This window comes from Ferrovibrio terrae (genome assembly GCF_943372915.1).
Lineage (GTDB): Bacteria > Pseudomonadota > Alphaproteobacteria > Ferrovibrionales > Ferrovibrionaceae > Ferrovibrio > Ferrovibrio terrae_A.
Window position 1 is genome coordinate 23552 of the sequence record NZ_CALSAN010000012.1, and the last position, 24570, is coordinate 48121.

Sequence of the window (24570 nt, forward strand, 5' to 3'; positions counted from 1 at the left end):
CGCACGGCACAATAGAGTTTTGATTACGATCAACTCAGCACTTTTTTCGGGGGACTTAATATTGCGTCCGGCGACCATCAGTGAACGGATTCCGCGTGTATGGTTGACATGCCGGTAACCAATAAAACTGCCGGCAGCAGTCTGGTTTTCAATCCGACGCTGATCGCCTGCTCCGTTCTGCTCAACCTGCTGGCTATCGCGCTGCCGATCTACACGCTGCAGGTTTATGACCGCGTTCTGCCGAATACGGCGGGCGATACATTGCTGCTGCTGACCATTTTGCTGTTAACCGTGTTGTTCGCCGAAGGCGCAATGCGTGCCATTCGCAGCGCGCTTGCCACCTGGGCGGGAGCCCGGTTCGAGCATGGCGCCGGTTGTGCCGGTATCGCACGGCTGCTGGGTGCCGACAGCGCATTTGCCGCCAAAGATACCACGGGCGCGCATCTGGAGCGGCTCGGTGCCATTGACCGGTTGCGCGAATTCTATGCCAACCAGGGTGCGGTGATTGTCATCGACCTGCCGTTTGCCCTGCTGTTCACCGCCATCATCTGGATTGTTGGCGGCCCGCTGGCCTGGCTGACCATGATGGTTTTCGTGGTCTTTGCCATTGCGGCAGCGATCATCGGCCGGGTGCTGCATCAGGCGGTCGATGCGCGCACCGACTCTGACAAGCGCCGGACCAGTTTCATGATCGAGATCCTGTCCGGCATCACCACCATCAAGGCGATGACGATGGAGCGGCTGATGATGCGCCGCTACGAACGCCTGATGGACAGCGCGTCGGCCGCGGCATTCCGCGTCACCTACCTGTCGTCGCTGTCGCAGGCGCTGGGCAGCTTCTTTTCCAATCTGGCGATTGTCGCCATCCTGGTCTACGGCTCGCTGCTCGTGCTCGACAACCAGATGACCGTGGGCCAGCTGGCCTGCTGCTCGCTGCTGGCCGGTCGGGTGATGCAGCCGCTGCTGCGTGCCATGGGCATCTGGAGCAATTTCCAGGCGATCCGCCTGGCCGAAAGCCAGCTGAACCAGCTGCAGGCCTTGCCGCAGGAGCCGGGGGGCCTGCAGCGTTCTGCGCCCATCGTCACGCTGGGGCGTATCGAATTCCGCGATGTCAGCCTGGATGACGGCATCGGTCAGCCGCTGCTCGATCATGCCAACATGACGATCAATGCCGGTGAAACCGTCGCCATTGTCAGCGCCGATGGCAGCGACCGTTCGGCAATCCTGACGCTGATTGCGGGTCTGCAGCGGCCGACCGGCGGCCAGATCCTCTATGACAATAAAATCCTGAAAGCCGCCGATCCACGCCCGGGCCCCGATGAAATCGGCCTGCTACCGCGTCAGGCCACGGTATTCCAGGGCAGCATGATCGACAATCTCACCATGTTCCGCCGTGGCGCCGTGGTCGATACTGCGCTGGAGCTGGCGGAAAAGCTGGGCCTGGACAGTTATATCGCCACGCTGGCCAATGGTTACGAGACCACGGTGAGCGGCGGCCAGACCGAAACCCTGCCGGGCGGCGTGCGCCAGCGCATCGCCATCATCCGCGCCCTGGCCGAACAGCCGCGCATCATCCTGTTCGATGAAAGCAACAATGGTTTCGACCGCAATTCGAACGAACGGCTGCTGCGCATGCTGGCCGATCTGAAGGGGCGCGCCACCATCGTGCTGGTCAGTTACCAGCCTTCGGTGCTGCGCCTGGCCGATCGCGTGTTCGAACTGCGCAATGGCCAGCTGATCGAGCGTTCGCCGATTGGTGCCACTTTCGGTCCGGCATCGACCGAAGTGTTGGACGGGCGGCCGGCATGAGCACACCGATCAACCGGCCGTCTTCTGCTGGCGGTGAAGCCAGCAGCCTGCAGGTGGTGCGTGCCGAGCCGCTCGCCGAGGCCCTGCGTCAGGGTCGCATGGGCGCCTTCCAGGCCGTCTCGCCCTTTGCCGCCTGCCTGATGCCGTTGCTCACCGCGCTGGGCTGGCAGGGCGATCCGCGCCATATCGTCGAAGCCCTGCCGCATTTCGCCGCCGATCTTGATCTCGATGGCCTGCGCAATGTGCTGATCGAACTGTCTTACGCGACCAAGCCACATGAGCGGCGGCTGGGCCAGATCGATCCGCGCCTGCTGCCCTGCCTGCATGTCGACAATGCCGGCCGTCCGCGCGTGGTGCTGGAGATCAGGGATGGCGTGGCGCGGGTTTTCGATGGCACGCGCCGCGAGGAAATCCAGCTCAAGTCTGCCGCCATTGCCGGCATGGCCTATTTCATCGAACCGGCCGAAGCGCCGGAGGAGACCGGCCCGCGCAAGACCTTCCTCGGCACCATTGCCCTGCGCTTTTCCGGCGTCGCCATGCAGCTCGGCATGGTCACGCTGTTCAACAACATTCTGGCGCTCGGTTTCCCGCTGTTCGCGCTGATGGTGTATGACAAGGTAATCGGCGGCGATTCGCGCGAGCTGGTGATCTATCTGCTCGCCGGCATCGGCATGACCTTTATCTTCGATTTCGCCCTGCGCATGCTGCGCAGCCGCATGCTGGCCTATATGGGCGCCCGCGTTGAACGGCTGGTTGCCATAGCCGTACTCAAGCATCTGCTGCGTCTGCCGGTGGGCTATACCGAGTCCGCACCGATCGGCACGCAGCTGGCGCGGCTGAAGGAATTCGAAACGGTGCGCGAATTCTTCACCGGGCCGCTCGCCGGCGTCGCCTTCGATCTGCCCTTCCTGTTTGTCTTCCTGCTGATGATCGCCTGGCTCGGCGGTCCGCTGGTGCTGGTCTCGCTGGTGCTGGGCCTGCTGATCCTGCTGATCGGCTATGTTTCGCAGATGCTGCAGAGCACGGCCGTGCAGCGCGCTGCCGCCAGTCAGGCCGCGCGCCATGGCCTGACGGTGGAGATCGTGTCCAACCTGCAGGCGATCAAGCAGTCGGGCAGTGCGGCCATCTGGCTGGAACGCTATCGCGCCGCTTCGGCGGCATCCGCGGTGGACAGCCGCGCGGTGCAGATGATCGGCGGCCTGCTCAACACGTTGTCGCAGACCCTGATGATGCTGACCGGCACCATCGTGCTGGCCTGGGGCGCATTGCGCATCATGGAAGGCAGCATGACGGTCGGTGCGCTGGTGGCGACCATGGCGCTGTCCTGGCGCGTGCTGGCACCGTTGCAGCTTGGCCTGATGGCGCTGACCCGGCTCGGGCAGATCCGCCTCGGCCTGGCGCAGATCGACCGGCTGCTGCAGCTGCGGCCCGAACTGAGCGACCGCCCGGGTCCGGCTGTCGTGCAACGCGTGTTCCGCGGTGCAGTCACACTGAACCGCGTCTCGCTGCGCTACCGGCCCGATGCCGAACCGGCGTTGCTCGGTGTCGATCTTCTGCTCAAGCCCGGGGAGATGATCGGCATCACCGGTCCTTCCGGCTCGGGCAAGTCCACCATCCTCAAGGTGATGGCGGGGCTGTATCAGGCCCAGGCTGGTGCGGTGCTGCTGGATGGCCTGGATATCCGCCAGATGACGCCGCATGAGCTGCGCAATGCCGTCACCTATTCACCGCAGAACCGGCATCTGTTCCATGGCACACTGGCGCAGAATCTGCGTCTGGCCGCGCCGACTGCCAGTGATGACGACCTGAAGGCGGCACTGGCGGAAGCCGGCGCGCTGAACGATGTGCTGGCGCTGCCCGATGGCCTGCATACCGGCCTGGGCGATCATGCCGGTGCGCGCGCGCTGTCCACCGGGCTTTTGCAGCGCATCGCGCTGGCGCGGCTCTATCTGCGCCCGTCTGCCGTGCTGCTGCTCGACGAGCCGGGCCAGTGGCTGGATGAGACCGGCGATGCGGCGATGATCGAATCACTGCAGCGCCGCAAGGGCAAGCAGACCATTGCCATCGTGACCCATCGGCCGAGCCATCTCGCCATCTGCGACCGTGTTGTCGTGATGGAGAATGGTCGCATCGTGGATATTCGCAGCCCGACCAGAGGTGCTGCCACGACATCCCAGGGAGTCGGGAGATGAGTGAGACCTTACCCGCCGTGAAGGCCGATCCGGCCCGCATCCGCTACCTGACGCTGGCGATCCAGCTGGAGGAGGGCCGTGCGCCGCGCCTGATGCAGCTGTCGGTCTGGCTGATGATCGCCATCGTGATCTGCGCCATTGCCTGGGCAGCAGTGACCAAAGTGGCCCAGGTCGCGCGTGCGCCGGGCGAGATCGTGCCGAATGGTCATCTGCAGCCGGTGCAGCATCTGGAAGGTGGCATCGTAGCCGAAGTGCTGGCGCAGGACGGCGATCTGGTCGAAGCCGGCCAGGTGCTGGTGCGTCTTGATCAGACCGGCGTGACGGCCGAACTCGACCAGCTGCGCAGCCGCGAACGCAGCCTGCGCCTGCAGGCCGAACGCCTGCGCGCCTTTGCCGAAGGCCGTGTTGCCGATCTTGCCGACAAGGAAGAACAAGGCCTCTCCATCGACCAGGCAGCGATCCTGCGGAGCCAGGAACGCGCCCGCACCAGCCAGCGCGTGGTGCTCGAGCGCCAGGTTGCCGGCCGTCGGGCCGATCTGGATGCGCTGATCGGCCAGCAGCGTACCCTGCAGCGCCAGATCGCGATCACCGGCGAAGCGCTGGACATGCGCAAGACGCTGTCGGAAAAGGGGCTGAATTCGCGGCTGACCTTCCTGGATGTGCAGCGCGAGATGAACCGCGTGCAGGGCGAGTTGAGCACCGTGACCACCAATATTGGTCGTGCGCGCGAAGCGGTGGCCGAGGCCGAGCAGCGGCTGATCGAACTGGATACCCGGCTCTCGGTCGATGCGATGCGCGAGCTTGGGTCCGTCACCAGCGACCTGCGCCAGATCGAGGAAGCCCGCGTCAAGCTGGAAGACCGCGTGGCGCGCACCACCATCACCTCGCCGGTGCGCGGCATCATCAAGGATCTGCGCGCCTATGCCGCCGGGGCCGTGGTGCCGCCGGGCGGCAACATCGCCGAGATCGTGCCGGTTGGCCGCGAGCTGATCGTCGAGGCCCGCATCAGCCCCGCGGATGTCGGCCAGCTGCGGCCAGGCCAGCCGGTGGCGGTGAAGGTCTCGACCTATGATTTCGCCCAGTTCGGTTCCGTGCCGGGCAGCCTGCTGAGTGTTTCGGCTTCCACCTTCCACGGACCGCAGATCGCGCCCTTCTACAAGGCGCTGGTGCGGCTCGATCAGGCCTATGTCGGCAATGATCCGGCCCGCAATCAGCTGCGCCCGGGCATGACCGTGCTGGCCGATATCAAGACCGACGAGCGTACCGTGCTGCGCTTCCTGCTCAATCCGGTCTACCGGGCCATCGATACGGCCTTCCAGGAACGCTGAGCGGTCCTCGCACGGAATTGCACCGGGCCGAATCTTGATCGGTGGCGCCGGTCAGGCAATATCGCGGCATGACACTCAGCCCCGATACCCCGCCACCTGAAATTCACGATGCTTCGGCCTGGTATGGCCCTGCCATGTTGCAGGACACCCGCTGGCTGCAGCATTTCACCGCCGCCGAGATCGCCGAGGTCGAGCAGGCCACGCATCGTGTTGCGGCCGGTCCCGATACCGCGGTGGCGCAGCTGACGCCGACGGCGTTCCCGCTGCCGACGCTGGCACCGCGTCTGCATGCTTTACGCGACGAGGTGCTGAACGGTCGTGGCTTCGCCCTGTTGCGCGGCCTGCCGGTGCAGCGCTGGAGCCTGCGCGAGGCCGCGATTGCCTTCCTCGGGATCGGTTGCCATATCGGCAGCGCGCGCTCGCAGAATGCCAAGGGCCATATCCTCGGCCATGTGAAGGATATGGGGCTTTCAAGCGACGATCCGAATGTGCGCATCTACCAGACGCATGAGCGTCAGACCTTCCATACCGATTCTGCCGATATCGTCGGCCTGCTTTGTCTGCAGGTGGCAAAGACGGGTGGTCATTCGGCCTTGGTGAGTTCGGTCACCATCTTCAACGAGATGCGCAAACGCCGGCCCGATCTGCTGCCGCATCTGTTCGCCCCGATCGAAACCGACCGGCGCGGTGAAGTGCCGGTGGGCGAGAAGCCCTATTTCACCATCCCGACCTATAACTGGCATGAAGGCCATCTCTCGGCGATCTATCAGCGCCAGTATATCGAATCGGCGCGTCGCTTTGCTGATGTGGCGCCGCTGACACCGGCGCAGGTCGAAGCCTTCGACCTGTTCGATGCGCTGTCCAACGATCCGGCGCTGAATTTCCACATGGTGCTGGAGCCGGGCGATGTGCAGCTGGTGCACAACCACACCCTGCTGCATGACCGCACGGCGTTCGAGGACTGGTCCGAGCCGGCGAAACGCCGCCATCTGCTGCGGCTGTGGCTGGCACCAAAGCAGGCGCGCCCGCTGCCGCCGGTCTTTGCCCAGCGCTATGGCAGCGTCACCCCGGGTGATCGTGGCGGCATCATCGTGCCGGGTACGCAACTGACTGTTCCCTTCGAGGCCGTATGACATGACCGAGATCAAGCAAGTTGCCATTGTCGGCGGTGGCCTGATCGGCGCCAGCTGGGCAGCCCTGTTCACCGCCGGCGGCATCGACGTGGTGGCCTGGGATCCCGATGCCACGGCGCGCGCGCTGTTCCGCGACCGCGTCAATGCCGCGCGCAAGCAGCTGGCCCAGCTCGGCCGCCGCGGGCGCGGCAAGTTGAAGATCGTCGCCCGCCTCAAGGCGGCGGTGGCCAGCGCCGATCTGATCCAGGAAAACGCACCCGAAAAGCTGGAGGTGAAACACCGGCTGTTCGCCGAGATCGTAGCGGCGGCAAAACCGGAAGCCACGATTGCCAGCAGCACATCCTCCTTTGCCTGGTCGCAACTGACCGACGGCATGAAAGAGCCGGCGCGGCTGATCGTATCGCACCCGTTCAATCCGCCGCATCTGGTGCCGCTGGTCGAGCTCTATGGCACCGACCCGGCGCGGGTGCAGGCAGCGGCCGCATTTTACGAGGCGATGGGCAAGGTGACGATCCGCATGAAACGCGAGGCGCCCGGCCATGTCGCCAACCGGCTGGCTTCGGCGCTGTGGCGCGAAGCCGTGCATATCGTGGCCGAGGATATCGCCGATGTGGCTGATGTCGACAAGGCGCTTGTCGAGGGCCCCGGCCTGCGCTGGTCGATCCAGGGCGCCCATATGACCTATCACCTGGGCGGCGGCGAGGGCGGCATCCGCCATTACCTCGATCATCTTGGTCCCAGCCAGGAAAAACGCTGGGCGGCGCTGGGAAGCCCCAGTCTTACGCCCGAGGTAAAGGATGCGCTGGTCCGCGGTGTGGAAGAGGAAGCTGCCGGCCGCAGTGTCAGTGACTTGAGTGCGGAACGCGATGCGGCACTGATCGAGACGCTGAAGCTGCGGGCCCGGCGCCGGCCGAAAATGTAGCCCGACAATATTCACCCGATATTTCGGTGTGGGCCGAAGCATCCTGCCTTGCCCCGCCCTGTCGAAGCCTTACTCTGGCGCCAACAAAAGCCAGAGGAATCGCCATGACCGTCTCGACATCGGACAAATGTGCCACCTTCCGCCGCCTGCATGACAGCGGCTGCTTTGTCATTCCCAATCCCTGGGATGCCGGCTCGGCCGTGATCCTGCAAAGCCTCGGTTTCAAGGCGCTGGCCTCCACCAGTGCCGGCATGGCCTGGAGTATGGCCAAGCCGGATAACAAGGTGGAGCTGGCCGAGGTGCTGGCGCATCTGAAGACGCTGACATCTGTTACCGACATCCCGGTCAACGCCGATTTCGAAAACGGCTTTGCCGATGAGCCGGACCATGTCGCGGGCAATGTGGCCAAGGCGGTGGAGGCCGGCATCGCCGGGCTGTCCATTGAAGATTCCACCGGCAACACGGAAGCGCCGCTGTATGATTTTGATCTTGCGGTGGCGCGCATCAAGGCGGCGCGCGCCGCCATCGACAAGACCGGCGGCGGCGTGCTGCTGACCGCGCGCAGCGAAGGTTTCATCGCCGGTCGGCCGGATCTGGCGGAAACCACGCGCCGCCTGAAGGCTTACGCTGCTGCTGGTGCCGACGTGCTCTATGCGCCGGGCATCCGCGAAGATGCGCAGATTACGGCAGTGGTGCAGGCGGCAGCCGGCAAACCGGTGAACATGCTCACCATGGGCCAGTCGGTGGCGCATCTGGCCGGACTCGGCATCCGCCGCGTCAGTGTGGGCGGCTCGCTGGCGCGCACCGCCTGGGGCGAGTTCATTCGCGCCGCCAAGGAAATCGGCGCCGAAGGCACGTTTGAGCATTTCAAGCAGGCCGCGCCGAGTTCGGAGCTGAACCGGCTGTTCGGCGCGCATATGAAACGCTAGCTGCGCCGGTCATCTCGCCTGAGAAGACACGCATAACATAGCCGCGGCAAATGTCGCACCAATAGGTAGCGGTGCTGTTCTCCGCCGATCAAGCGGAGTGTGTGTTGCAGCGATGCGACACGTTTTTTGTTGACCGTCACACAATCCGTCTATTGTAATATCAATATAACAAGTGGGGACGGCACGTTGAAACGATTGCTGCGTCATCGCATCTTGACTGGAACGCCCTCGAAGCGGAGGCGCGTTCAGCTTTGTCGATGATTGCAGTCCGCCAGGTCACCAAGACCTTCGTCGCCCGCGGCCGGGAAGTTTCGGCCCTGCTGCCCACCAGCCTCGACATCCCCGCCGGTGCCTTTGTCTCCTTCGTTGGCCCCAGCGGCTGCGGCAAATCCACCCTGCTCAACATGATCGCCGGCATCATTCCGCCCAGCAGCGGTGCGGTCGAGCATGGCGGCCGGGTGGTGGACGGCATCAACACCCATGTTGGCTACATGACCCAGGCCGACAGCCTGCTGCCCTGGCGCACCACCGAGCAGAATGTGGCTTTTCCGCTGGTTTTGCGCGGCCAGGGCAAGGCCGAGATCGAGGTACGCGTCGCCAAAATGCTCGACATGGTGGGTCTGAGCAATTTCAGGCAGCAGTTTCCGTCTGAACTCTCCGGCGGCATGCGCAAGCGCGTGGCGCTCGCCCAGGTGCTGGCCTACGACCCCGAAACCCTGCTGATGGACGAGCCCTTCGGCGCGCTCGATGCCCAGCTCAAGCTGGTGATGCAGGCCGAACTCGCCCGCATCTGGGAAGAAACCCGCAAGACCATTGTGTTTGTTACCCATGATCTGGCCGAGGCCATTGCGCTGTCGGACCATGTGGTGATCTTCAGCGGCCGTCCGGGCCGCATCAAGGCGATCAAGCAGATCGACCTGCCGCGTCCGCGCGATGTGTTCAAGCTGCAGTTCGATCCGGCCTTCCGGGAAATATACAACGAGCTGTGGGATGCACTGGCGCCCGAAATCGGTGTCGGGGCGGTGCGCACATGAGCGACAAGGCACTGGAGACCGAGCTCCCCGCCGTGCAGCCCAGCGCCGCCGTGCTGCAGGTCGAACGCGCGGAAGCGCGCAAGCGCTGGGGCATCCGCATCGGCCAGGTGCTGATCGGGCTGGCCATCCTGGGCATCTGGCAGTTCGCCTCGGGCCGGCTGATCGACGATTTCTTCATCTCCTCGCCGATTGCCGTGGCGGTGAAGCTGTGGATCTGGACGCGCAACGGCACGCTGGCCAATGCCTTTGCCTACACCATGCAGGCCATGGTGCTGGGTTTCATCATCGGCAGCGTGAGTGGCTTCATCATCGGTTTCCTGCTCGGCCGTTCCGATACCGCGGCCAAGCTGTTCGACCCCTATATCACCGCGATCTACTGCCTGCCCAAGATCGCGCTGGCGCCGCTGCTGATCATGTGGTTCGGCATCGGGCTGGAGAGCAAGGTGGCGATGGCCGCCCTGATCGTGTTCTTCCTGGTCTTCCTCAACACCTTTGCTGGCGTGCGTGATGTGAGTGCGATTCACATCAATGCTGCCCGCATCATGGGCGCCAATGGCTGGCAGCTGCTGCGCTACGTGATCTTTCCCTCGGCCGCCGCCTGGGTGCTCACCGGCCTGAAGGTGTCGGTGCCCTATGCGCTGATCGGCGCCGTGGTGGGTGAACTGATCTCGTCCAACCGCGGCATCGGCTTCCTGATCGGCCAGGCTTCGGGATTGTTCGATACGGCCGGCGTCTTTGCCGGTCTGGTGGTGCTGGCCGTCACCGGCATGGTGCTGAACAGCGCGCTCAAGGCGCTGGAAACCCATCTGCTGCGCTGGCGCGAGCTGAAATGAGCGTAAAGAGGAACAGTCATGGCCTATGACCTGAAGATCGTTGGCGGCACCATCATCGACGGCACCGGAAAGCCCGGCTACAGCGGTGATGTCGGCATCAAGGACGGCCGCATCGTCGCCCTGGGCCATGCGCCGGATACGGCGGCCCGCACGGTGAAAGCCGATGGCCTGGTGGTCTCGCCGGGCTTTGTTGATATCCACACCCATTACGATGCCCAGGTGTTCTGGGACCAGATGCTCACCATTTCGCCCTGGCATGGTGTAACCAGCGTGGTAATGGGCAGTTGCGGTTTCGGTGTGGCGCCGACGCGACCGAAAGACCGCAGCCTGATCCTGCGCACGCTGGAACGCGTCGAAGCCATGCCGCTGAACGCGCTGGAAGCCGGTCTGGGCAACGACTGGCCGTTCGAAACCTTCCCGCAGTATCTCGATGCGCTGGACAAGATGGGCACCGCGATCAATGTCGGGGCGATGATCGGCCATACGGCGACGCGGCTTTACGTGATGGGCGAGGCGGCCGTCGAGCGTGCCGCCACGCAGGATGAAGTCATCCAGATGCAGGATATCGTGCGCGAGGGCATGAAGGCCGGGGCCATTGCCTTCGGCACGTCGGTGTCGCGCATCCATATCGGCTTCGATGGCAAGCCGATCCCCAGCCGGCTCGCCGAATTCGACGAGATGCTGGCCCTGGGTCGCGCGGTCGGGCAGGCCGGCAGCGGCATCATCCATTACAACGGCGCGCGCGAGCCGCTGTTCGATCATTACCTCGGCATGCATTACGAAAGCGGCCGCCCGGTCTGCTGGACCGCGCTGCTCGCCGGCCAGCTCGGCCCCGGCCGCCATCGCGAGAGCCTGGAGCGCACCAAGCAGCTGGTGGCGCAGGGCAAGCCGATCTATCCGCAGGTCGCCTGCCGGCCCATCGTCAGCGAGTTTGATTTCCGCTCGCCGGTGGTGTTCGACACCTGGAGCCTGTTCAAGCCGGTGCGTGTCGCCAAAGGCGAGGCTGATCTGATGCGCATCTATTCCGATAAGGATTTCCGCCACCAGTTCCGCGAGGAAGTGGCCGGCCGCGGCGGCCGCGACGGCGATTTCTCCGGCGGCAAGTCTGAAGGCGACATGCGCCGTGCATCGTGGCGGCTCACCGAGATCAGCTGGTGCGAGGAAGAGCCCGCGCTGGTCGGCCGCACGGTCGAGTCCGTTGCGCAGGAACGCGGCATTTCGCCGGTCGATCTGATTCTCGATCTGGCGGTGCAGAGCAACCTGCGCGCACGCTTCCGCATGCCGCTGGTGAATTTCCAGGAAGACGAGGTTGAGGAGCTGCTGCAGGACCCGAACACGGTGGTCGGCCTGGGCGATGGCGGTGCGCATCTGTCGCAGCTCTGCGATGCCTGCTACGCCACGCATCTGTTGGGTTACTGGGTGCGGGTGAAAAAGTCGCTGAGCCTCGAACGCGCCGTGCATATGCTGACCGGCCGTCCCGCCGCGATCTTCGGTATCGCCGATCGCGGCCTGCTGGCGCTGGGTCGTCCCGCCGATGTGGTGGTGTTCGATCCTGCCACTGTTGGCGCCGGCCCGCTGGAACGCGTCTACGATCTGCCGGCCGGTGCCGACCGCCTGATCTCGCGCGCTTCGGGCATCCACACCGTCATCGTCAATGGCACCGTGCTGCCGCCGCCGGGCGAGGCAATGCCGGCCGGCCGCATGCCGGGCCATGTCCTGCGCAGCGGCACTGCACATCACTGATGGGGTTCAACCGAGGAGGGGAAGATGCGTGACATTGAGCGCAGGGCGTTTCTGCAGGGCGTTGCATCAGTCGGGTTCATCGGCAGCATGGGCCTGGCCATGCCGGCAACGGCGCAGAGCGGGTTGACCGCCTCGAGCCTGCGCTCGAATGCCAAATCCTTCCTCTGGGGGGCGGAAGATTTCGCCCAGGGCACCGGGCTGTTCACCAAATCCGGCCTGAAGCTGGAGCTGGCCGCCACCAATCGCGGCGTCAACCAGGATGCGCTGATCGGCGGTGCCGCCGATATCCTGCTCGGTGCGCCGACGCAGAATATGCGGGTGCAGATCCGCCGCCAGCCGGTGAAGATGATCTGCGGCTGGGTCAACAAGTTTGCTTCCAACATCGTGATCAAGAAGGAGGCCGCCGATAAGGCCGGCGTCACCGAGGCCTCGCCACCGGAGAAGAAGGCGGCGGCGTTGCGCGGCCTCAAGATCGGCACCACCGGTGCCGGCGGCGGCCCGGACCAGCTGGCGCGCTATTTCATGCGCATGGCCAAGATCGATCCCGATCGCGACGCTACGCTGGTGCCGATCCAGGGCGGTGTGTCACCGATGCTGGCGGCCCTGGATCGCGGCACCATCGACGGTTTCGTGCTGTCCTCGCCGGCCTCTGACATGGCGGTGTCGAAATTCGGCGCGGTCTATCTGTTCAACATGGTGACCAATCCGCCGCCAGCCTTGCAGGATTATCTCTACATCACCGCCAGCGTCAGCGAGAAGACCATCAAGGACAAGCCGGACGAGCTGACTGCCTATTGCAAGGGTATCGCGCTGGCGCTCAAGGGCATCGCCGGCGACCCGGCCGGCTTCAAGGCCTTTGCCAAGGAATACTTTGCCGATATGGACCCGGTGCTGTTCGAGACCGCGTTCGCCAACAATGTCGGCATGTACATGAAGACGCCGGTGCCGACCAAGGCACAGTTCGACCTCAATCTCGACTTCCTCGACAACGAGTTGAAGACCCTGCAGCAGCCGGGCATTCCGGCCGGCTTCAAATTCGAGGATGCTTATGACCTGCGCTTCGTCGAAAAGGCGATGAGCAGCCTGTAAGGCTCTGCACCTGCCGCGGGACGCTCTCGTCCGGCGGCAGGTTTGGCAGTTTCGAAACCCTGGCTCGTGCCCGGTGCCGGGCCTTCACCCCTCCATTTCGCAGCGACCCGACAGAATCCGCTTGACGATGGCGGGTCAATTGCGTGAGTATTTTATTATAATACAATGTCTTCACATAGAATACAAATGCAAACCGCAACCGAGACCAGCCTTTCCACCACGACAGCATCGACCGAGAAAAAAGGCGGCGTTCGCCCCTTAAGCTCGGTGCTCAAGACCCTGTCGCTGCTCGATGCCATGGCGACGGTGGCCAAGCCGATCCGTCTGGCCGACCTGACCCGCCTGATCGGCGGCGAACGCGGCACGGTCTACCAGCGGCTGGTCACCCTGATGGCTGCCGGCTGGGTCGAGCAGTTGCAGGATGGCAGCTTCCGGCTCTCCTTACGCGCCGTGCAGGTGGCGCATGCGGCGCTGGAACAGGCCAGCCTGGGCTCGCGCATGCTGCCGGTCATGCAGCGTCTGGTCACCGAGGTAGGCGAGACGGCGTCGCTGGCCGTGCTGGATGGCGACGAGGCCCGCATCGTGCAGCGCGTCGAGTCCGACGAACTGCTGCGTGCCGATTCCAAGCTCGGGTCCAGCCTGTCGCTGGACAATTCCGCCACCGGCCGCGTGCTGGTCGCCTTCGCCGAAGCCGAGCGTATCGCCGGCTGGCGCGAACGCGGTGTGGCACTGCCGGATGCGACCTTGCTGGCCCAGGTGCGCCGCGACTCCTTCGCCGTTTCGGGCAGCCGCCTGGCCGGCGTTTCGGCCTCGGGCGCGCCGGTCTTCGATGCCGCCGGCCGCTGCTACGCAGCCTTGTCGCTGGTCGGTCCCGCCAATCGCTTCGATGCCGGCAAAAGCCGCGAGGCGCTGATCCGCGCCGCCGAACAGATCACCCGCATGATCCAGGGGAAGGAACAGTGACCCAGCCGCGCCCCGCATCTCTGCAGGTCGAGCCGGCCGTGGCGCTGCGCCCGGCCGAAGTGCTGATGAAGCCCGATCGCCTGGCGGCGATCCAGCCGAGCCGGCTCAGCGTGTCGCGCGCCCTGATCGCGCGGATGACGCGGGAACGCTGGGATGTGCAGTGCCTGAGCTTCGACATCGATGAGCGTGCCAAGGGCACGGCGTTGTATCGCATCACCACGCCGGGCGGCATTTTCGATTTTCCGGTCTTTTCGTTTGAGTTCAATCCCGCCGGCCGCACCGGCCGCATCATCGGCCGCAACTGGGACATGATGGGTGCGCTGGTGGAAGGCCCGATGTCGGCAGCGGAGATCGAGCATACCCAGCGCGAACTGCCCAAGCTCTATGCCGGACGCGCAACCGAACGCACGCTGGTCTGGGCGCGCTCCAACCGGTCCTCGCGCGCCTTCGATCATGTGGTCGACAGTCTCAGCGCCGGCCGGCAGCCAGAACTCAGCCGCCTGTCGCAGGTCTGCTACCTGATGCGCAACACCGGTCTGGATGGCAATGGTACCTTCGGCACCCGGTCGTTCCGCGCGCTCGAATCCAACCATGCCCTGCGCAACCCGCTCGCCGCGCAGATGCTCAGCGCCTATATGATGCGCGAATTCGCCACCGACCTGGTCACCAACCTGGCGCGCCATCGTGCCGGCAGCCAGGCGGTCAGTCTCGATCCGGCGATCCGACGGTTTCTCGGCGTCGGCAACGGTTCGGCACTGGGCCTGATCCTGTTTGCCAACAACCACCCCAGGCTGCTCGACCGCTTCCTGCATGCGCGCGAAACCGCGCTGGCTCATGCCAAGGGATTGTCGGCGCTGCCCGGCAGCCCGGAAATCAAACGCCTGCAGGCCCTGCTGGATCGCGTCATCCGGTTTCGTCTGGAAGATCGCACGGTTTATGACGCGCTGGTGCCGAGCGATACGATCGCCGCCGAGCTTGCCATCGTGCACAATGCGCTAAACGATTATATCACCACCGGTCATATCGGCGGCCTGCCATCCCCGGTGCCGCTGGCAGCACTCTGCGATCATCTGGAGGATCGGGTGCTGCCCGAGACGCAGGAAACGCTGCATTCTCTGCTGATCGAACTGGTGCCCGAACTGGCCGATTCACTTTGCGAGACAATGATCGTGAGTGAGGAGACCACCGTGGCACCGGCCATGCGGGTCGGCGAACTGCGCCAGATCCTGCGTGATGAATACGCCTGGTGCTTCGCCATGGATCTCAGCACCGAGGCCTCGCGCCGCTATATCTGGTACAAGTCGGCCACCGCCGAGGAGCCGCGCCGTGGTCCGCGCGAAGAGGTCGAACAGGCCTTCAATCTCGGCCTCGACCTGCCCCGCCTGATCCAGCAGCTGGATGTCGTGCTCGCCAGCCAGCCGGCAGACCGCACGATGGCGCATTTCCTGCTCGGTCATCCCGAGCAGCGCGGCATTGTGGCGCGTGTGCAGACCCTGCGCGGCCTGCGCTATCACTCGCCGCATATGAACATCATGGCCGAAGACTTCATCCCGATCCAGATGGTGCGGCTGCTCAATGTCGGCCTGCATGGTATCGACAAGACCCGCGACTTCCTCAATCGCAACCTGCGCGGCGTGCTCTATCACGGCGCCCCCCTGCCCGAAGACCTGCGAACCGGCACGCATGGCGACTGGTTCTATCCCGCGGAGCCCGTGTGATGAGCCTGTCCAGCACCGAAACCGCCCATGACGAAATCCTGCTGTCGGTGCGCGAGACGCGCCTGATCGTCGAACGTATCCTGCTGCTCACCGAGCTGCCGCGCGGCAGTGTCACGGCGGTGCGCGAGGCGATCCTGGCTTGCGAAGGCCAGGGCCTGAGGGCGCTGGCGCATCTGCGCGACGATTTCGACAGTATCAAAGCGATGCATCCGGCCCGGGTTTTTTTCTTCGAGGCTGATGGCAAGGCCGAGCTGGATGCTAAGGGCGAACATGCCTGGGCGATCATGCCGTCACTGCTCGAACTGGTGGTCGAGCAGTGCCGCCGGCCGGTCGCCGGGCAGGCGACGGGACGCGGCACGGCGTCGCTGGCCGTGCATGATGTGCGCATGCCGGAGATGCTGGCGGCCCTGACACCGCTGGCGCTGCGCCATCAGGTCAGCCTCGGGATCACCATCACCGATGATGGTGCATTGATCCGTGGATCCGACCGCAGCAGCGGCACCAGTGCGATCGCCATGTCGAGCAATGACCTTGACCCCTTCCTGTCGCGCATGCTGCGCGAAGGTTTCCGCACGCCGCGCCAGCTCTGGTCGGATCTTTATCACCTGTCGAACCAGTCGCTGACCCCCGACTCGGTGGTGTCGCGCCGCCATGCCGGTCCGATCATCGTCGACGAGAATGGCCGCATCATCGGTCGTCCCGATGACGATGAAACCGACCTGTCCCTGTTGTCCCAGCCTGCTGCCTGAAGGTATCGACCATGCGTAATGATGCGATGATTTTCGATGGTCTGCAGTGCGGTCACTTCGATCGCGCGGTGTTTGAATCCCTGCTCAAGGGCACGGTACGCTGCGTCACCGTCACGCTGGGCTTCTGGGAAAACGCCGTCGAGTCGATGGACTCGATTGCGCGCTGGCGTGAGATGGCGCGGGCCAATGCGGATATCGTCAGCATCGCGCAGAATGCCGCCGATATCGATCGCGCCGTCGCCGAAGGCAAGCTCGCCCTGCTGCTCGGTTTCCAGAATGCCATGTTGTTCGAAGGCCGCATCGCCTTCGTCGAGCTGTTCGCCGATATGGGCGTGCGGGTCGTGCAGCTGACCTACAACAACCAGAATGACCTGGGCGGCAGCTGCTACGAGGAGCATGATTCCGGCCTTGCCCGTTACGGCAAGGAAGTGATCCGCGAGATGAACCGCACCGGCATCCTGGTCGACCTGTCGCATGTCGGTAACCGCACGACGCTGGATGCAGTGAAGTTCTCGCAGAAGCCGGTGGCGATCAGCCACGCCAATGCCGACTCGCTCTATCCGCACAAGCGCAACAAGACCGACGATGTGCTGAAGGCGCTGAAAGACAATGGCGGCGTCATCGGCTGCGCCACCTATCGCAATATCGCCGGCGATCACTACTGCGCCTCGGTGGATAACTGGTGCGATATGGTGGCCCGCACGGTGGAAATCGCCGGCATCGACCATGTCGGCATCGGCACGGATCGCAGCCATAACACCACCCAGAAGGATCTCGACTGGATGCGCACGGGCCGCTGGACACGCGGCATCGATTACGGTGCCGGCTCGGCTGCGCGGCCCGGCAAGGCACCGCCGGCCGACTGGTTCCGCGATGTGCAGAATATCGGCGAGATCACCGATGGCCTGCGGCGCAAGGGGTTCAACGCCGAGGAAGTGGCCAAGATCACGCATGGCAACTGGCGCCGCGTCTACGAGGCCTCACTCGCCTGAAGATCGGCTGACATTTAACCGGGGACACTGGAGGAGGGGATTATGACCAGCAAGACCAACAAGGCAGACGGCAAGGCGATCAGCCGCCGTTCGGCACTGCAACTGGCCGGTGCCACCGCCGCGCTCACCTTCCCGGGTCCGTTCATCAATCGCGCCTATGCGCGCGAGGTGCTCTATGTGAACACCTGGGGCGGCCCCTGGGAGGAAGCGGCGCAGAAGCATCTGTTCGAACCCTTCATGAAAGAGACCGGTGTCGAGATCAAGACGGTCTCGCCGGTCTCCTTTGCCAAGCTGGCGGCGCAGGTGAAGACCGGTGTCTATGAATTCGACGTCACCACTCTGGGCGATTCCGACATCGTGCGCGCCAACGAGGCCGGCATCATCGAGGATGCTTCCAAGGCACCGCTGGATCAGTCCAAGCTGTGGCCCGGGGCGGTGTTCCAGAACGGTGTCGGCTCGCATGCCTTCGCCACGCTGATTTCCTACCGCAAGGACAAGTTCCCCAATGGTGGCCCGCAGACCTGGGCCGATTTCTTCAATCCGCAGAAATTCCCCGGCACCCGCTGCCTGCAGCGCCATGCCGGCCGCGTACTTGCCATCGCGCTGCTGGCCGACGGGGTGGCGCCGGACAAGCTGTATCCGATGGATCTCGACCGCGCGTTCAAGGCGCTGGAGCGGATCAAGCCGCATCTGCGCGTGTGGTGGACCCAGGGGCCGCAGTCGGGCCAGCTGCTGCGCGATGGCGAAGTCGACATGATCGGCATCTGGCAGACCTATCCGGTGCGCCTGACCCGCGAGAATATCCCGGTCGAACTGGTCTGGAACCAGGCGCTGCTCGATCGCGCCTACTGGGTGGTGTCGAAAGGTTCTCCGCGCGCTGAACTGGCGTGGAAATTCGTCCAGTCGGCGATCCGGCCGGAACGCATCTCGAAATTCGCGCTGGAAAATGTCTACGGCCCGCTCAACCCTAAGGCCTTCGATTTCGTCAGTGCCGAGGATGCCAAGCTGATGCCGACCTCGCCGGACAACATCAAGAAGGTGGTGATCCAGGATACCACCAAGGCGTCTGACCAGTTGCAGGAAGCCAGCAAGCAGTTCGAGCGCTGGATCAGCCGCTAAGGCCGAAAGAGGGGCGGGGCATGATGCGGGCAGGAGGAATGGTGGCGCAAAGCCGGAGCGGCCGCACGGCTGCCTGGCTGCTGCTGTTGCCCGCGCTCGTTTTCCTCGCCGTCTTCTTCCTAATTCCGCTCGGCCAGGTGCTGTATTTCAGCGTGATGGATCCGAAGTTCACGCTGCATCATTACGTGGCCTTCTTCACCGATGACTTCTACTGGCGTGTGCTGTTCGGCACCTTCCGCACCGCGGCGATTGTCACGGTCTTCTGCCTGCTCCTGTCCTATCCGCTATCCTACGCCATCGTGCGGCTGGGCGGCGGGTTTGCCACCGTGATGCTGCTGATCGTGGCGATGAGCTTCTGGACCAGTTTCCTGGTCCGCACCTTTGCCTGGATGGTCATTCTCGGCAATAACGGCCCGCTGCGCGGCATCCTCAATGCGCTGGGCTGGACGCCGGCCCCGGAACTGCTGTTCACCCGCTTCAGCTCGACACTGGCGATGGTGCATCTGCTGATCCCCTTCATGGTGCTGGCACTCTATTCGGTGATGAAGAAGATCGACAACAATGTGGTGCGCGCCGCCATCAGCCTCGGCGCCACGCCGTTTCAGGCCTTCCGCCGCATCTTCCTGCCGCTCAGCGCGCCCGGCATCGTCAATGGCTGCACGCTGGTCTTCATCATGTGCCTGGGCTTCTATGTCACGCCGGTGCTGCTCGGCAGTCCGCGAGAGCAGATGATCGCCGGTCTGATCGGCACCCAGATCGAGGAATTCCTCGAATTCGGCGAGGCCTCGGCCACCGCGGTGATCCTGCTCTGCGTCACCATGACCGTCTTTGCGATCTACAATCGCTTTGTCGGTCTCGACAAGCTGTGGGGCTGAGCATGCGCATTGTCATGGCGCTCGCCCTGCTCAGCGCGCTGTTCATCCTCGGCCCGCTGCTGATCGTGGTGCCGATGAGCTTCAGCACGGCGAAATCCTTCGCCTTTCCGCCGCCGGATTACTGGCTCGGCTATTACCGCGCCTTTTTTGCCGATATCCGCTGGACCCAGCCGGTGATCAATTCGGTGCTGATCGCCTTTGCCACCATGCTGTTGACCATGGCGCTGGTGATCCCGGCCGCTTTTGCCATGGTGCGCCAGCGGTTTTTCGGCCGCTCGGCCATGAACCTGCTTTTGATGATGCCGATGATCGTGCCGCATATCGTGATGGCGCTCGGCTACTACTCCTATTTCAGCCATCTCAAGATCATCCATTCGCCGCTTGGCGTGGTGCTGGCCCATACCTGCCTGTCGGTGCCGGTCTGCTATCTGATTATTGCCGCAGCCCTGAAGGGCTTTGACCGCAACCTGGAGCGGGCGGCGATGAATCTGGGTGCCGGGCCGCTACGCACCTTCTGGGAGGTCACCTTCCCAGTACTGCGGCCGGGTTTCCTGGTCGGCGGGCTGTTTGCCTTCATCCATTCCTTCGACGAAGCGGTCGTGGCAATCTTCATCTCCGGTCAGGCGGCCTCGACCCTGCCGCGCAAGATGTTTGACAGTATCCGCATCGAGGCCGACCCGATCGTGTCGGTGGTCTCGACCCTGCTGTTTGCCGCCGTGCTGCTGGCGGTACTCAGCCCGCTGCTGTGGAAGGCGATCAGGCAGACCCAGATGAAAGCCGTGCCGGCATGAATGCATTCCCCGGGCGGATCGAGAAAGAAGGGCAACACAGCGTGACGGGCAGGTATCTCGAGATCCGCGATCTGGTCAAATCCTATGACGGCCGCCAGCAGGCGGTGCGCGGCATTTCGCTAGATATTGCCAAGGGCGAGTTCGTTTCCTTCCTCGGCCCCAGCGGTTCGGGCAAGACCACCACCTTGATGATGGTGGCGGGTTTCGAACAGCCCACCGCCGGCCATATCGTTCTGGGTGGCCGTGAGATCGCGCCGATCCCGCCGCACAAGCGCAATATCGGCATGGTGTTCCAGAATTACGCGCTGTTCCCGCATATGACGGCGGCCGAGAATGTCGGTTTCCCGCTGCGCATGCGCAAGCGGCCGGCCGCCGAGATCGCCCGACGCAGCGCCGAGGCGCTGGCGATGGTGGGTCTGGGCGATTTCGCCGGCCGCCAGCCGCGCGAGCTTTCGGGCGGCCAGCAGCAGCGCGTGGCGCTGGCGCGTGCGCTGGTGTTCGAACCCGATGTTCTGCTGCTGGACGAACCGTTGGGGGCGCTGGACAAGAATCTGCGCGAGCATATGCAGGTCGAGATCAAGCGTATCCATCGCGAACTTGGCATTACCACGATCTATGTCACCCATGACCAGACCGAGGCGATGACGATGTCGGATCGCATTGCCGTGTTCAGCCAGGGCGTGGTCGAGCAGTTTGCCGCGCCGCTCGATGTCTACCTGCGCCCGGCGACGCGTTTTGTCGGCGGCTTTGTCGGCGACAGCAATTTCTTCGCCGCCACCAGCCGGCCCGGCATGCTGGAGATCGAGGGTCTGGGCAGCCTCAGCCTGCCACAGGCACCGGCATCGGCCAGCGGCCGCTACGATGTGCTGGTACGGCCCGAGGCGATCAGCCTGTGGCGCGACGGCAGTGCGGCTGCCGGCCATTGCGTGGTGCCGTTCACGGTCACCGCGCTGGTCAATTACGGCGACAGCGTGCTGCTGATGGGCAGCAGTGGCACGGTGCAGCTGCGGGCCCGCATTCCCTTTGTGCAGGCCACCGAAATCCGCGAAGGCGCGCAGCTGCAGTTGAGCTGGCGCCATGTCGACATGCACTGCATCCCGGCCGCTTAAACGGGCTTCGAGCGGGTCAGTGGCGCGGCGGTGAACGGCGAGGTGCCGCTGCCCAGCAGGATGCCGGCCTTGTTTTTGCGCTCAAACGGCAGTTCCACCAGTGCCGGGATCGGGCACTGATACGGATTGCCCGCCGTGCGCTGCTCCCATTCCTCCCGGGCAGCTTTCAGCAGCTCTTCGTTACTCAAGGCGTCGATGGCGGTGGCCGCCATCGCCTTGGCCGCCTGCAGCATCGCCTTGTGCGCGGCCGGCTGCTTGCCCTGCGCCACCAGCTGCCAGGAATGGCCCGGTGTGCCGACGGCGAAGCACGGCCCCCAGCATTGCACGGTGGGCGTCAACCAGCTGACATCGCCCACATCGGTGGAGCCATAGAGCTGCCGCGGCGTGCCATCAAACGGCAGGATGCTGTCATGCAGCGGCTTGTCGTAGGTCGTCGGTTCGCCGACGCTGCGCAGACTGGAGAATACGTCTTCCGGCGTCAGCGCATTGCGGCGCAGTTCGCTGGCGAAGGAACGGTCGGCATCGTCGAACTGCACCGGACCCAACTGCTCGATATTGCGATGCATCGCCCATTCCAGTGCGGTGTTGGGCATCACTTCCGAACAGGCCTTGTCGAAATCGACAAAGGCCTGGGTCTCGGTCATCAGCGCGGCACCCTCGGCGATCTTCTTGACCCGCTCGAACAGCGTGGTGGCCACCGCCACCGATGGGCCGCGCACCAGGTACAGCACCTCGGCTTTTGCCTGCACCACATTGGGCGAGATGCCGCCGGTATCGGTGACGGCGTAATGCACGCGGGCATTGGCCGGCATGTGTTCGCGCATGTAGTTGACGCCGACATTCATCAGCTCGACGGCATCCAGCGCGCTGCGGCCCAGATGCGGGGCGCTGGCAGCATGGGCGGCACGGCCGCTGAAGCGGAAATAGGCCTGGATATTGGCCAGGCTGTTGACCGACATGACGCCGAAGAAGCTGCCCGGATGCCAGGTGACGGCAGCATCCAGATCGGCGAACAGCCCCGCGCGTGCCATGAAAGTCTTGCCCGAACCGCCTTCTTCCGCCGGGCAGCCGTAATAGCGCACGCGGCCGGGCAGTTTGTGAATCTTCAGGTAGTCCTTAACCGCGATGGCGGCCAGCACGGCGCCGGCACCCAGCAGGTTATGGCCGCAGCCCTGGCCATTGGCCTGGGCGGTGGGACGCCGCTCGGTGACGCCAGACGCCTGGCCCAGGCCGGAAAGGGCATCGTATTCGCCGAGCAAACCAATTAGTGGACCATTTCCGCCGCCGCTATCCTGACCTGCCTCCGCCATGAAGGCGGTCGGGATGCCGGCGATGTTGCGGGTGATGCGAAAACCTTCTTTTTCCAGCAGCGCGATCTGCGCTGCCACGGCGCCATGCTCCTGGTAGCGTAGTTCGGCCAGATCCCAGACCGTGTCGCTGAGCGCGATGCAGCTGGTGGCCTTGGCGTCGCACAGCGTGGTGATGTCGGTGATGTTTTGCATGAAGGATCTGCTTTTGCGCTTTTCAGGATCGGCGGAATCCTTCTACTCTGAAATCTGAATTGCGGTAAGGGCGGGCAGCCCGATGCTGCAGATATTGCGGGGGATCACATGAAACAGAATGCGCGTTATTGGTTGCGTCGTAATGCAGTGGCACTGGCGGGCAGCATGCTGCTGGCTGCCGCATTGCCGGCATCGGCCCAGGATCTGAAGATCGGTCTCAAGACCGAGCCCAGCTCGCTCGATCCGCAGTATCATGCGCTGACGCCGAACCTGCAGATTGCCTTCCATATCCATGACGCCATGACCATGGCCGACAAGGATGGCAAGATCCAGCCGGGCCTCGCCACCTCGTGGAAACCGGTCGACGACACCACCTGGGAATTCAAGCTGCGGCCGAATGTGAAATTCTCCGACGGTTCGCCGTTTACCGCGGAAGACGTGATCTACACTTACCAGCGCGCCGCGAAGGTGCCGAACAGCCCGTCGCCGTATACCGTCTATCTGCGCCAGATCGCCGGCTATGAAATCGTCGATCCGCTGACGCTGCGCATCAAAACCGACGGTCCGGCGCCCGCCCTGCCGCTCGATATGTCGAACCTGCCGATCATGCCGAAAAAGCTCGCCAAGGCCGAAGTGGCCGAGGGTGTGACATCTGAGTCGCTTAACCAGGGCCAGGGCCTGATTGGCACCGGCCCCTACAAATTCGTCGAATGGAAGCGAGGCACTCAGTTGGTGCTGGAACGCAACGACGCCTATTGGGGCACCAAGCCGCACTGGAAGACGGTGACCTTCCGCCCGCTCAGCAATGCTGCGGCGCGCACGGCTTCCATGCTGGCCGGTGACGTCGACCTGATCGAGGATCCGCCGACCGACGATATCGAGAAGCTGAAAAAGGATCCCAAGCTGAATGTCAGCCAGGCGGTTTCCAATCGCATCATCTATATCCACCTGGATCATGTCGGCGAACCGAGCGTCGGCATCGAGGGCACGACCAAGAATCCGCTGAAGGACAAGCGCGTGCGACAGGCCTTGTCGCTCGCCATCGACCGCGACGCGATTTCATCGCGCATCATGGAAAACCTCGCCATCCCGGCCGCCGATTTCCTGCCCTTCCCGATGTTCGGGGCGCGCAAGGATGCCAAGCCAGACAAGTATGATCTGAACAAGGCCAAGGCCCTGCTGGCCGAGGCCGGCTATCCCGACGGGTTCGGCATTTCGCTCGGCACGCCGAACGGCCGCTACATCAACGACATCAAGGTGGCGCAGGCCATTGCGGCGATGTGGACGCGCGCCGGTGTGAAGACCAAGGTGGATTCGGCCGTGCCGCCGGTCTTCTTCAAGAACCGCGACGACCTGAAATACAGCGCCTATATGGCCGGCTGGTCGTCGCAGGAAATGAGCAACGCGCTGCGCTCGCTGGTTGCCACGCCGAACCGCGAAAAGGGCATGGGCACCACCAACAAGGGGCGTTATTCCAATCCGGCGATGGATGCCCTCCTGCTGCAGGCCATGGGCACGGTGGACGACGAGAAACGTTCGGCCCTGCTGCAGGATGCCAGCAAGATGGTGGTTGAAGATTACGGCCTGCTGCCGCTGCATTTCGAGCAGTCGGCCTGGGCAATGAAGAAGACCATCAACTATCCCGGCCGCAACGACCAGATGGTGCGTGCCGATTACATCCAGCCGGCGAAGTGATCGCCGGCTGAGGGCGGCAGAAGACCATCAATGGGAGGATGGCGC

20 protein-coding genes are annotated in these 24570 nt (G+C 64.0%); 19 read left to right on the forward strand and 1 reads right to left on the reverse strand.

Annotated elements, in window-relative coordinates; genetic code table 11:
• Positions 1–99: 99 nt before the first annotated feature.
• The 18 genes from AAG821_RS10310 to AAG821_RS10395 all read left to right on the forward strand — a co-directional run bounded on the left by AAG821_RS10310 (position 100) and on the right by AAG821_RS10395 (position 21328).
• Complete coding sequence (locus AAG821_RS10310; protein WP_341911334.1) at positions 100–1809, forward strand: ABC transporter transmembrane domain-containing protein; 1710 nt, start codon at positions 100–102, stop codon at positions 1807–1809.
• The gene (locus AAG821_RS10315; RefSeq protein ID WP_341911332.1) at positions 1806–4001 is read left to right on the forward strand and encodes an ATP-binding cassette domain-containing protein; all 2196 of its coding nucleotides are present in this window, start codon (positions 1806–1808) and stop codon (positions 3999–4001) included. The genes AAG821_RS10310 and AAG821_RS10315 overlap by 4 nt, the downstream gene beginning before the upstream one ends.
• Positions 3998–5329 carry an HlyD family type I secretion periplasmic adaptor subunit gene (locus AAG821_RS10320; RefSeq protein WP_341911330.1) on the forward strand — a complete coding sequence of 444 codons (1332 nt, stop codon included), beginning with the start codon at positions 3998–4000 and terminating at the stop codon, positions 5327–5329. The genes AAG821_RS10315 and AAG821_RS10320 overlap by 4 nt, the downstream gene beginning before the upstream one ends.
• A gap of 68 nt (positions 5330–5397) precedes the next feature.
• Positions 5398–6462 (forward strand): TauD/TfdA family dioxygenase, encoded by a 1065-nt coding sequence (locus tag AAG821_RS10325; RefSeq protein ID WP_341911328.1) that lies wholly within the window; start codon positions 5398–5400, stop codon positions 6460–6462.
• A gap of 1 nt (position 6463) precedes the next feature.
• Positions 6464–7384, forward strand: a complete 921-nt coding sequence (locus AAG821_RS10330; RefSeq protein ID WP_341911326.1) for a 3-hydroxyacyl-CoA dehydrogenase NAD-binding domain-containing protein — start codon at positions 6464–6466, stop codon at positions 7382–7384.
• A 104-nt stretch (positions 7385–7488) separates the two neighbouring features.
• Positions 7489–8313 (forward strand): isocitrate lyase/phosphoenolpyruvate mutase family protein, encoded by an 825-nt coding sequence (locus AAG821_RS10335; RefSeq protein WP_341911324.1) that lies wholly within the window; start codon positions 7489–7491, stop codon positions 8311–8313.
• 257 nt (positions 8314–8570) lie between these two features.
• Positions 8571–9347, forward strand: a complete 777-nt coding sequence (locus tag AAG821_RS10340) for an ABC transporter ATP-binding protein (RefSeq protein WP_341911322.1) — start codon at positions 8571–8573, stop codon at positions 9345–9347.
• Positions 9344–10180 carry an ABC transporter permease gene (locus AAG821_RS10345; RefSeq protein WP_341911320.1) on the forward strand — a complete coding sequence of 279 codons (837 nt, stop codon included), beginning with the start codon at positions 9344–9346 and terminating at the stop codon, positions 10178–10180. Before AAG821_RS10340 ends, AAG821_RS10345 begins: the two co-directional genes overlap by 4 nt.
• A gap of 18 nt (positions 10181–10198) precedes the next feature.
• Complete coding sequence (locus tag AAG821_RS10350; protein ID WP_341911318.1) at positions 10199–11923, forward strand: amidohydrolase family protein; 1725 nt, start codon at positions 10199–10201, stop codon at positions 11921–11923.
• A 24-nt stretch (positions 11924–11947) separates the two neighbouring features.
• Complete coding sequence (locus tag AAG821_RS10355; RefSeq protein WP_341911316.1) at positions 11948–13012, forward strand: ABC transporter substrate-binding protein; 1065 nt, start codon at positions 11948–11950, stop codon at positions 13010–13012.
• A gap of 186 nt (positions 13013–13198) precedes the next feature.
• Positions 13199–13975: an IclR family transcriptional regulator gene (locus AAG821_RS10360; RefSeq protein WP_341911315.1), complete on the forward strand. Its 777-nt coding sequence runs from the start codon at positions 13199–13201 to the stop codon at positions 13973–13975.
• A complete protein-coding gene (locus AAG821_RS10365; RefSeq protein ID WP_341911314.1) occupies positions 13972–15693 on the forward strand; it encodes a hypothetical protein in 1722 nt (573 codons plus the stop codon). The genes AAG821_RS10360 and AAG821_RS10365 overlap by 4 nt, the downstream gene beginning before the upstream one ends.
• Entirely contained in the window at positions 15693–16442 is a 750-nt protein-coding gene (locus AAG821_RS10370; protein WP_341911312.1) for a hypothetical protein, read from the forward strand. Before AAG821_RS10365 ends, AAG821_RS10370 begins: the two co-directional genes overlap by 1 nt.
• A gap of 11 nt (positions 16443–16453) precedes the next feature.
• Positions 16454–17434: a dipeptidase gene (locus AAG821_RS10375; RefSeq protein WP_341911310.1), complete on the forward strand. Its 981-nt coding sequence runs from the start codon at positions 16454–16456 to the stop codon at positions 17432–17434.
• Between the two features lie 42 nt (positions 17435–17476).
• Positions 17477–18553 (forward strand): ABC transporter substrate-binding protein, encoded by a 1077-nt coding sequence (locus AAG821_RS10380; protein WP_341911308.1) that lies wholly within the window; start codon positions 17477–17479, stop codon positions 18551–18553.
• A gap of 20 nt (positions 18554–18573) precedes the next feature.
• Positions 18574–19428, forward strand: a complete 855-nt coding sequence (locus tag AAG821_RS10385) for an ABC transporter permease (protein ID WP_341911306.1) — start codon at positions 18574–18576, stop codon at positions 19426–19428.
• Between the two features lie 2 nt (positions 19429–19430).
• Complete coding sequence (locus AAG821_RS10390) at positions 19431–20219, forward strand: ABC transporter permease (protein WP_341911305.1); 789 nt, start codon at positions 19431–19433, stop codon at positions 20217–20219.
• Positions 20216–21328, forward strand: a complete 1113-nt coding sequence (locus AAG821_RS10395; protein ID WP_341911303.1) for an ABC transporter ATP-binding protein — start codon at positions 20216–20218, stop codon at positions 21326–21328. The genes AAG821_RS10390 and AAG821_RS10395 overlap by 4 nt, the downstream gene beginning before the upstream one ends.
• On the opposite strand, the gene AAG821_RS10400 is transcribed toward AAG821_RS10395, so the two are convergent.
• Positions 21325–22830, reverse strand: a complete 1506-nt coding sequence (locus tag AAG821_RS10400) for a M20 family metallopeptidase (protein ID WP_341911301.1) — start codon at positions 22828–22830, stop codon at positions 21325–21327. The genes AAG821_RS10395 and AAG821_RS10400 overlap by 4 nt on opposite strands.
• 108 nt (positions 22831–22938) lie before the next feature.
• Here AAG821_RS10400 and AAG821_RS10405 point away from each other — a divergent pair, with 108 nt between their 5' ends.
• The gene (locus AAG821_RS10405) at positions 22939–24525 is read left to right on the forward strand and encodes an ABC transporter substrate-binding protein (protein ID WP_341911298.1); all 1587 of its coding nucleotides are present in this window, start codon (positions 22939–22941) and stop codon (positions 24523–24525) included.
• Positions 24526–24570 lie beyond the last annotated feature (45 nt).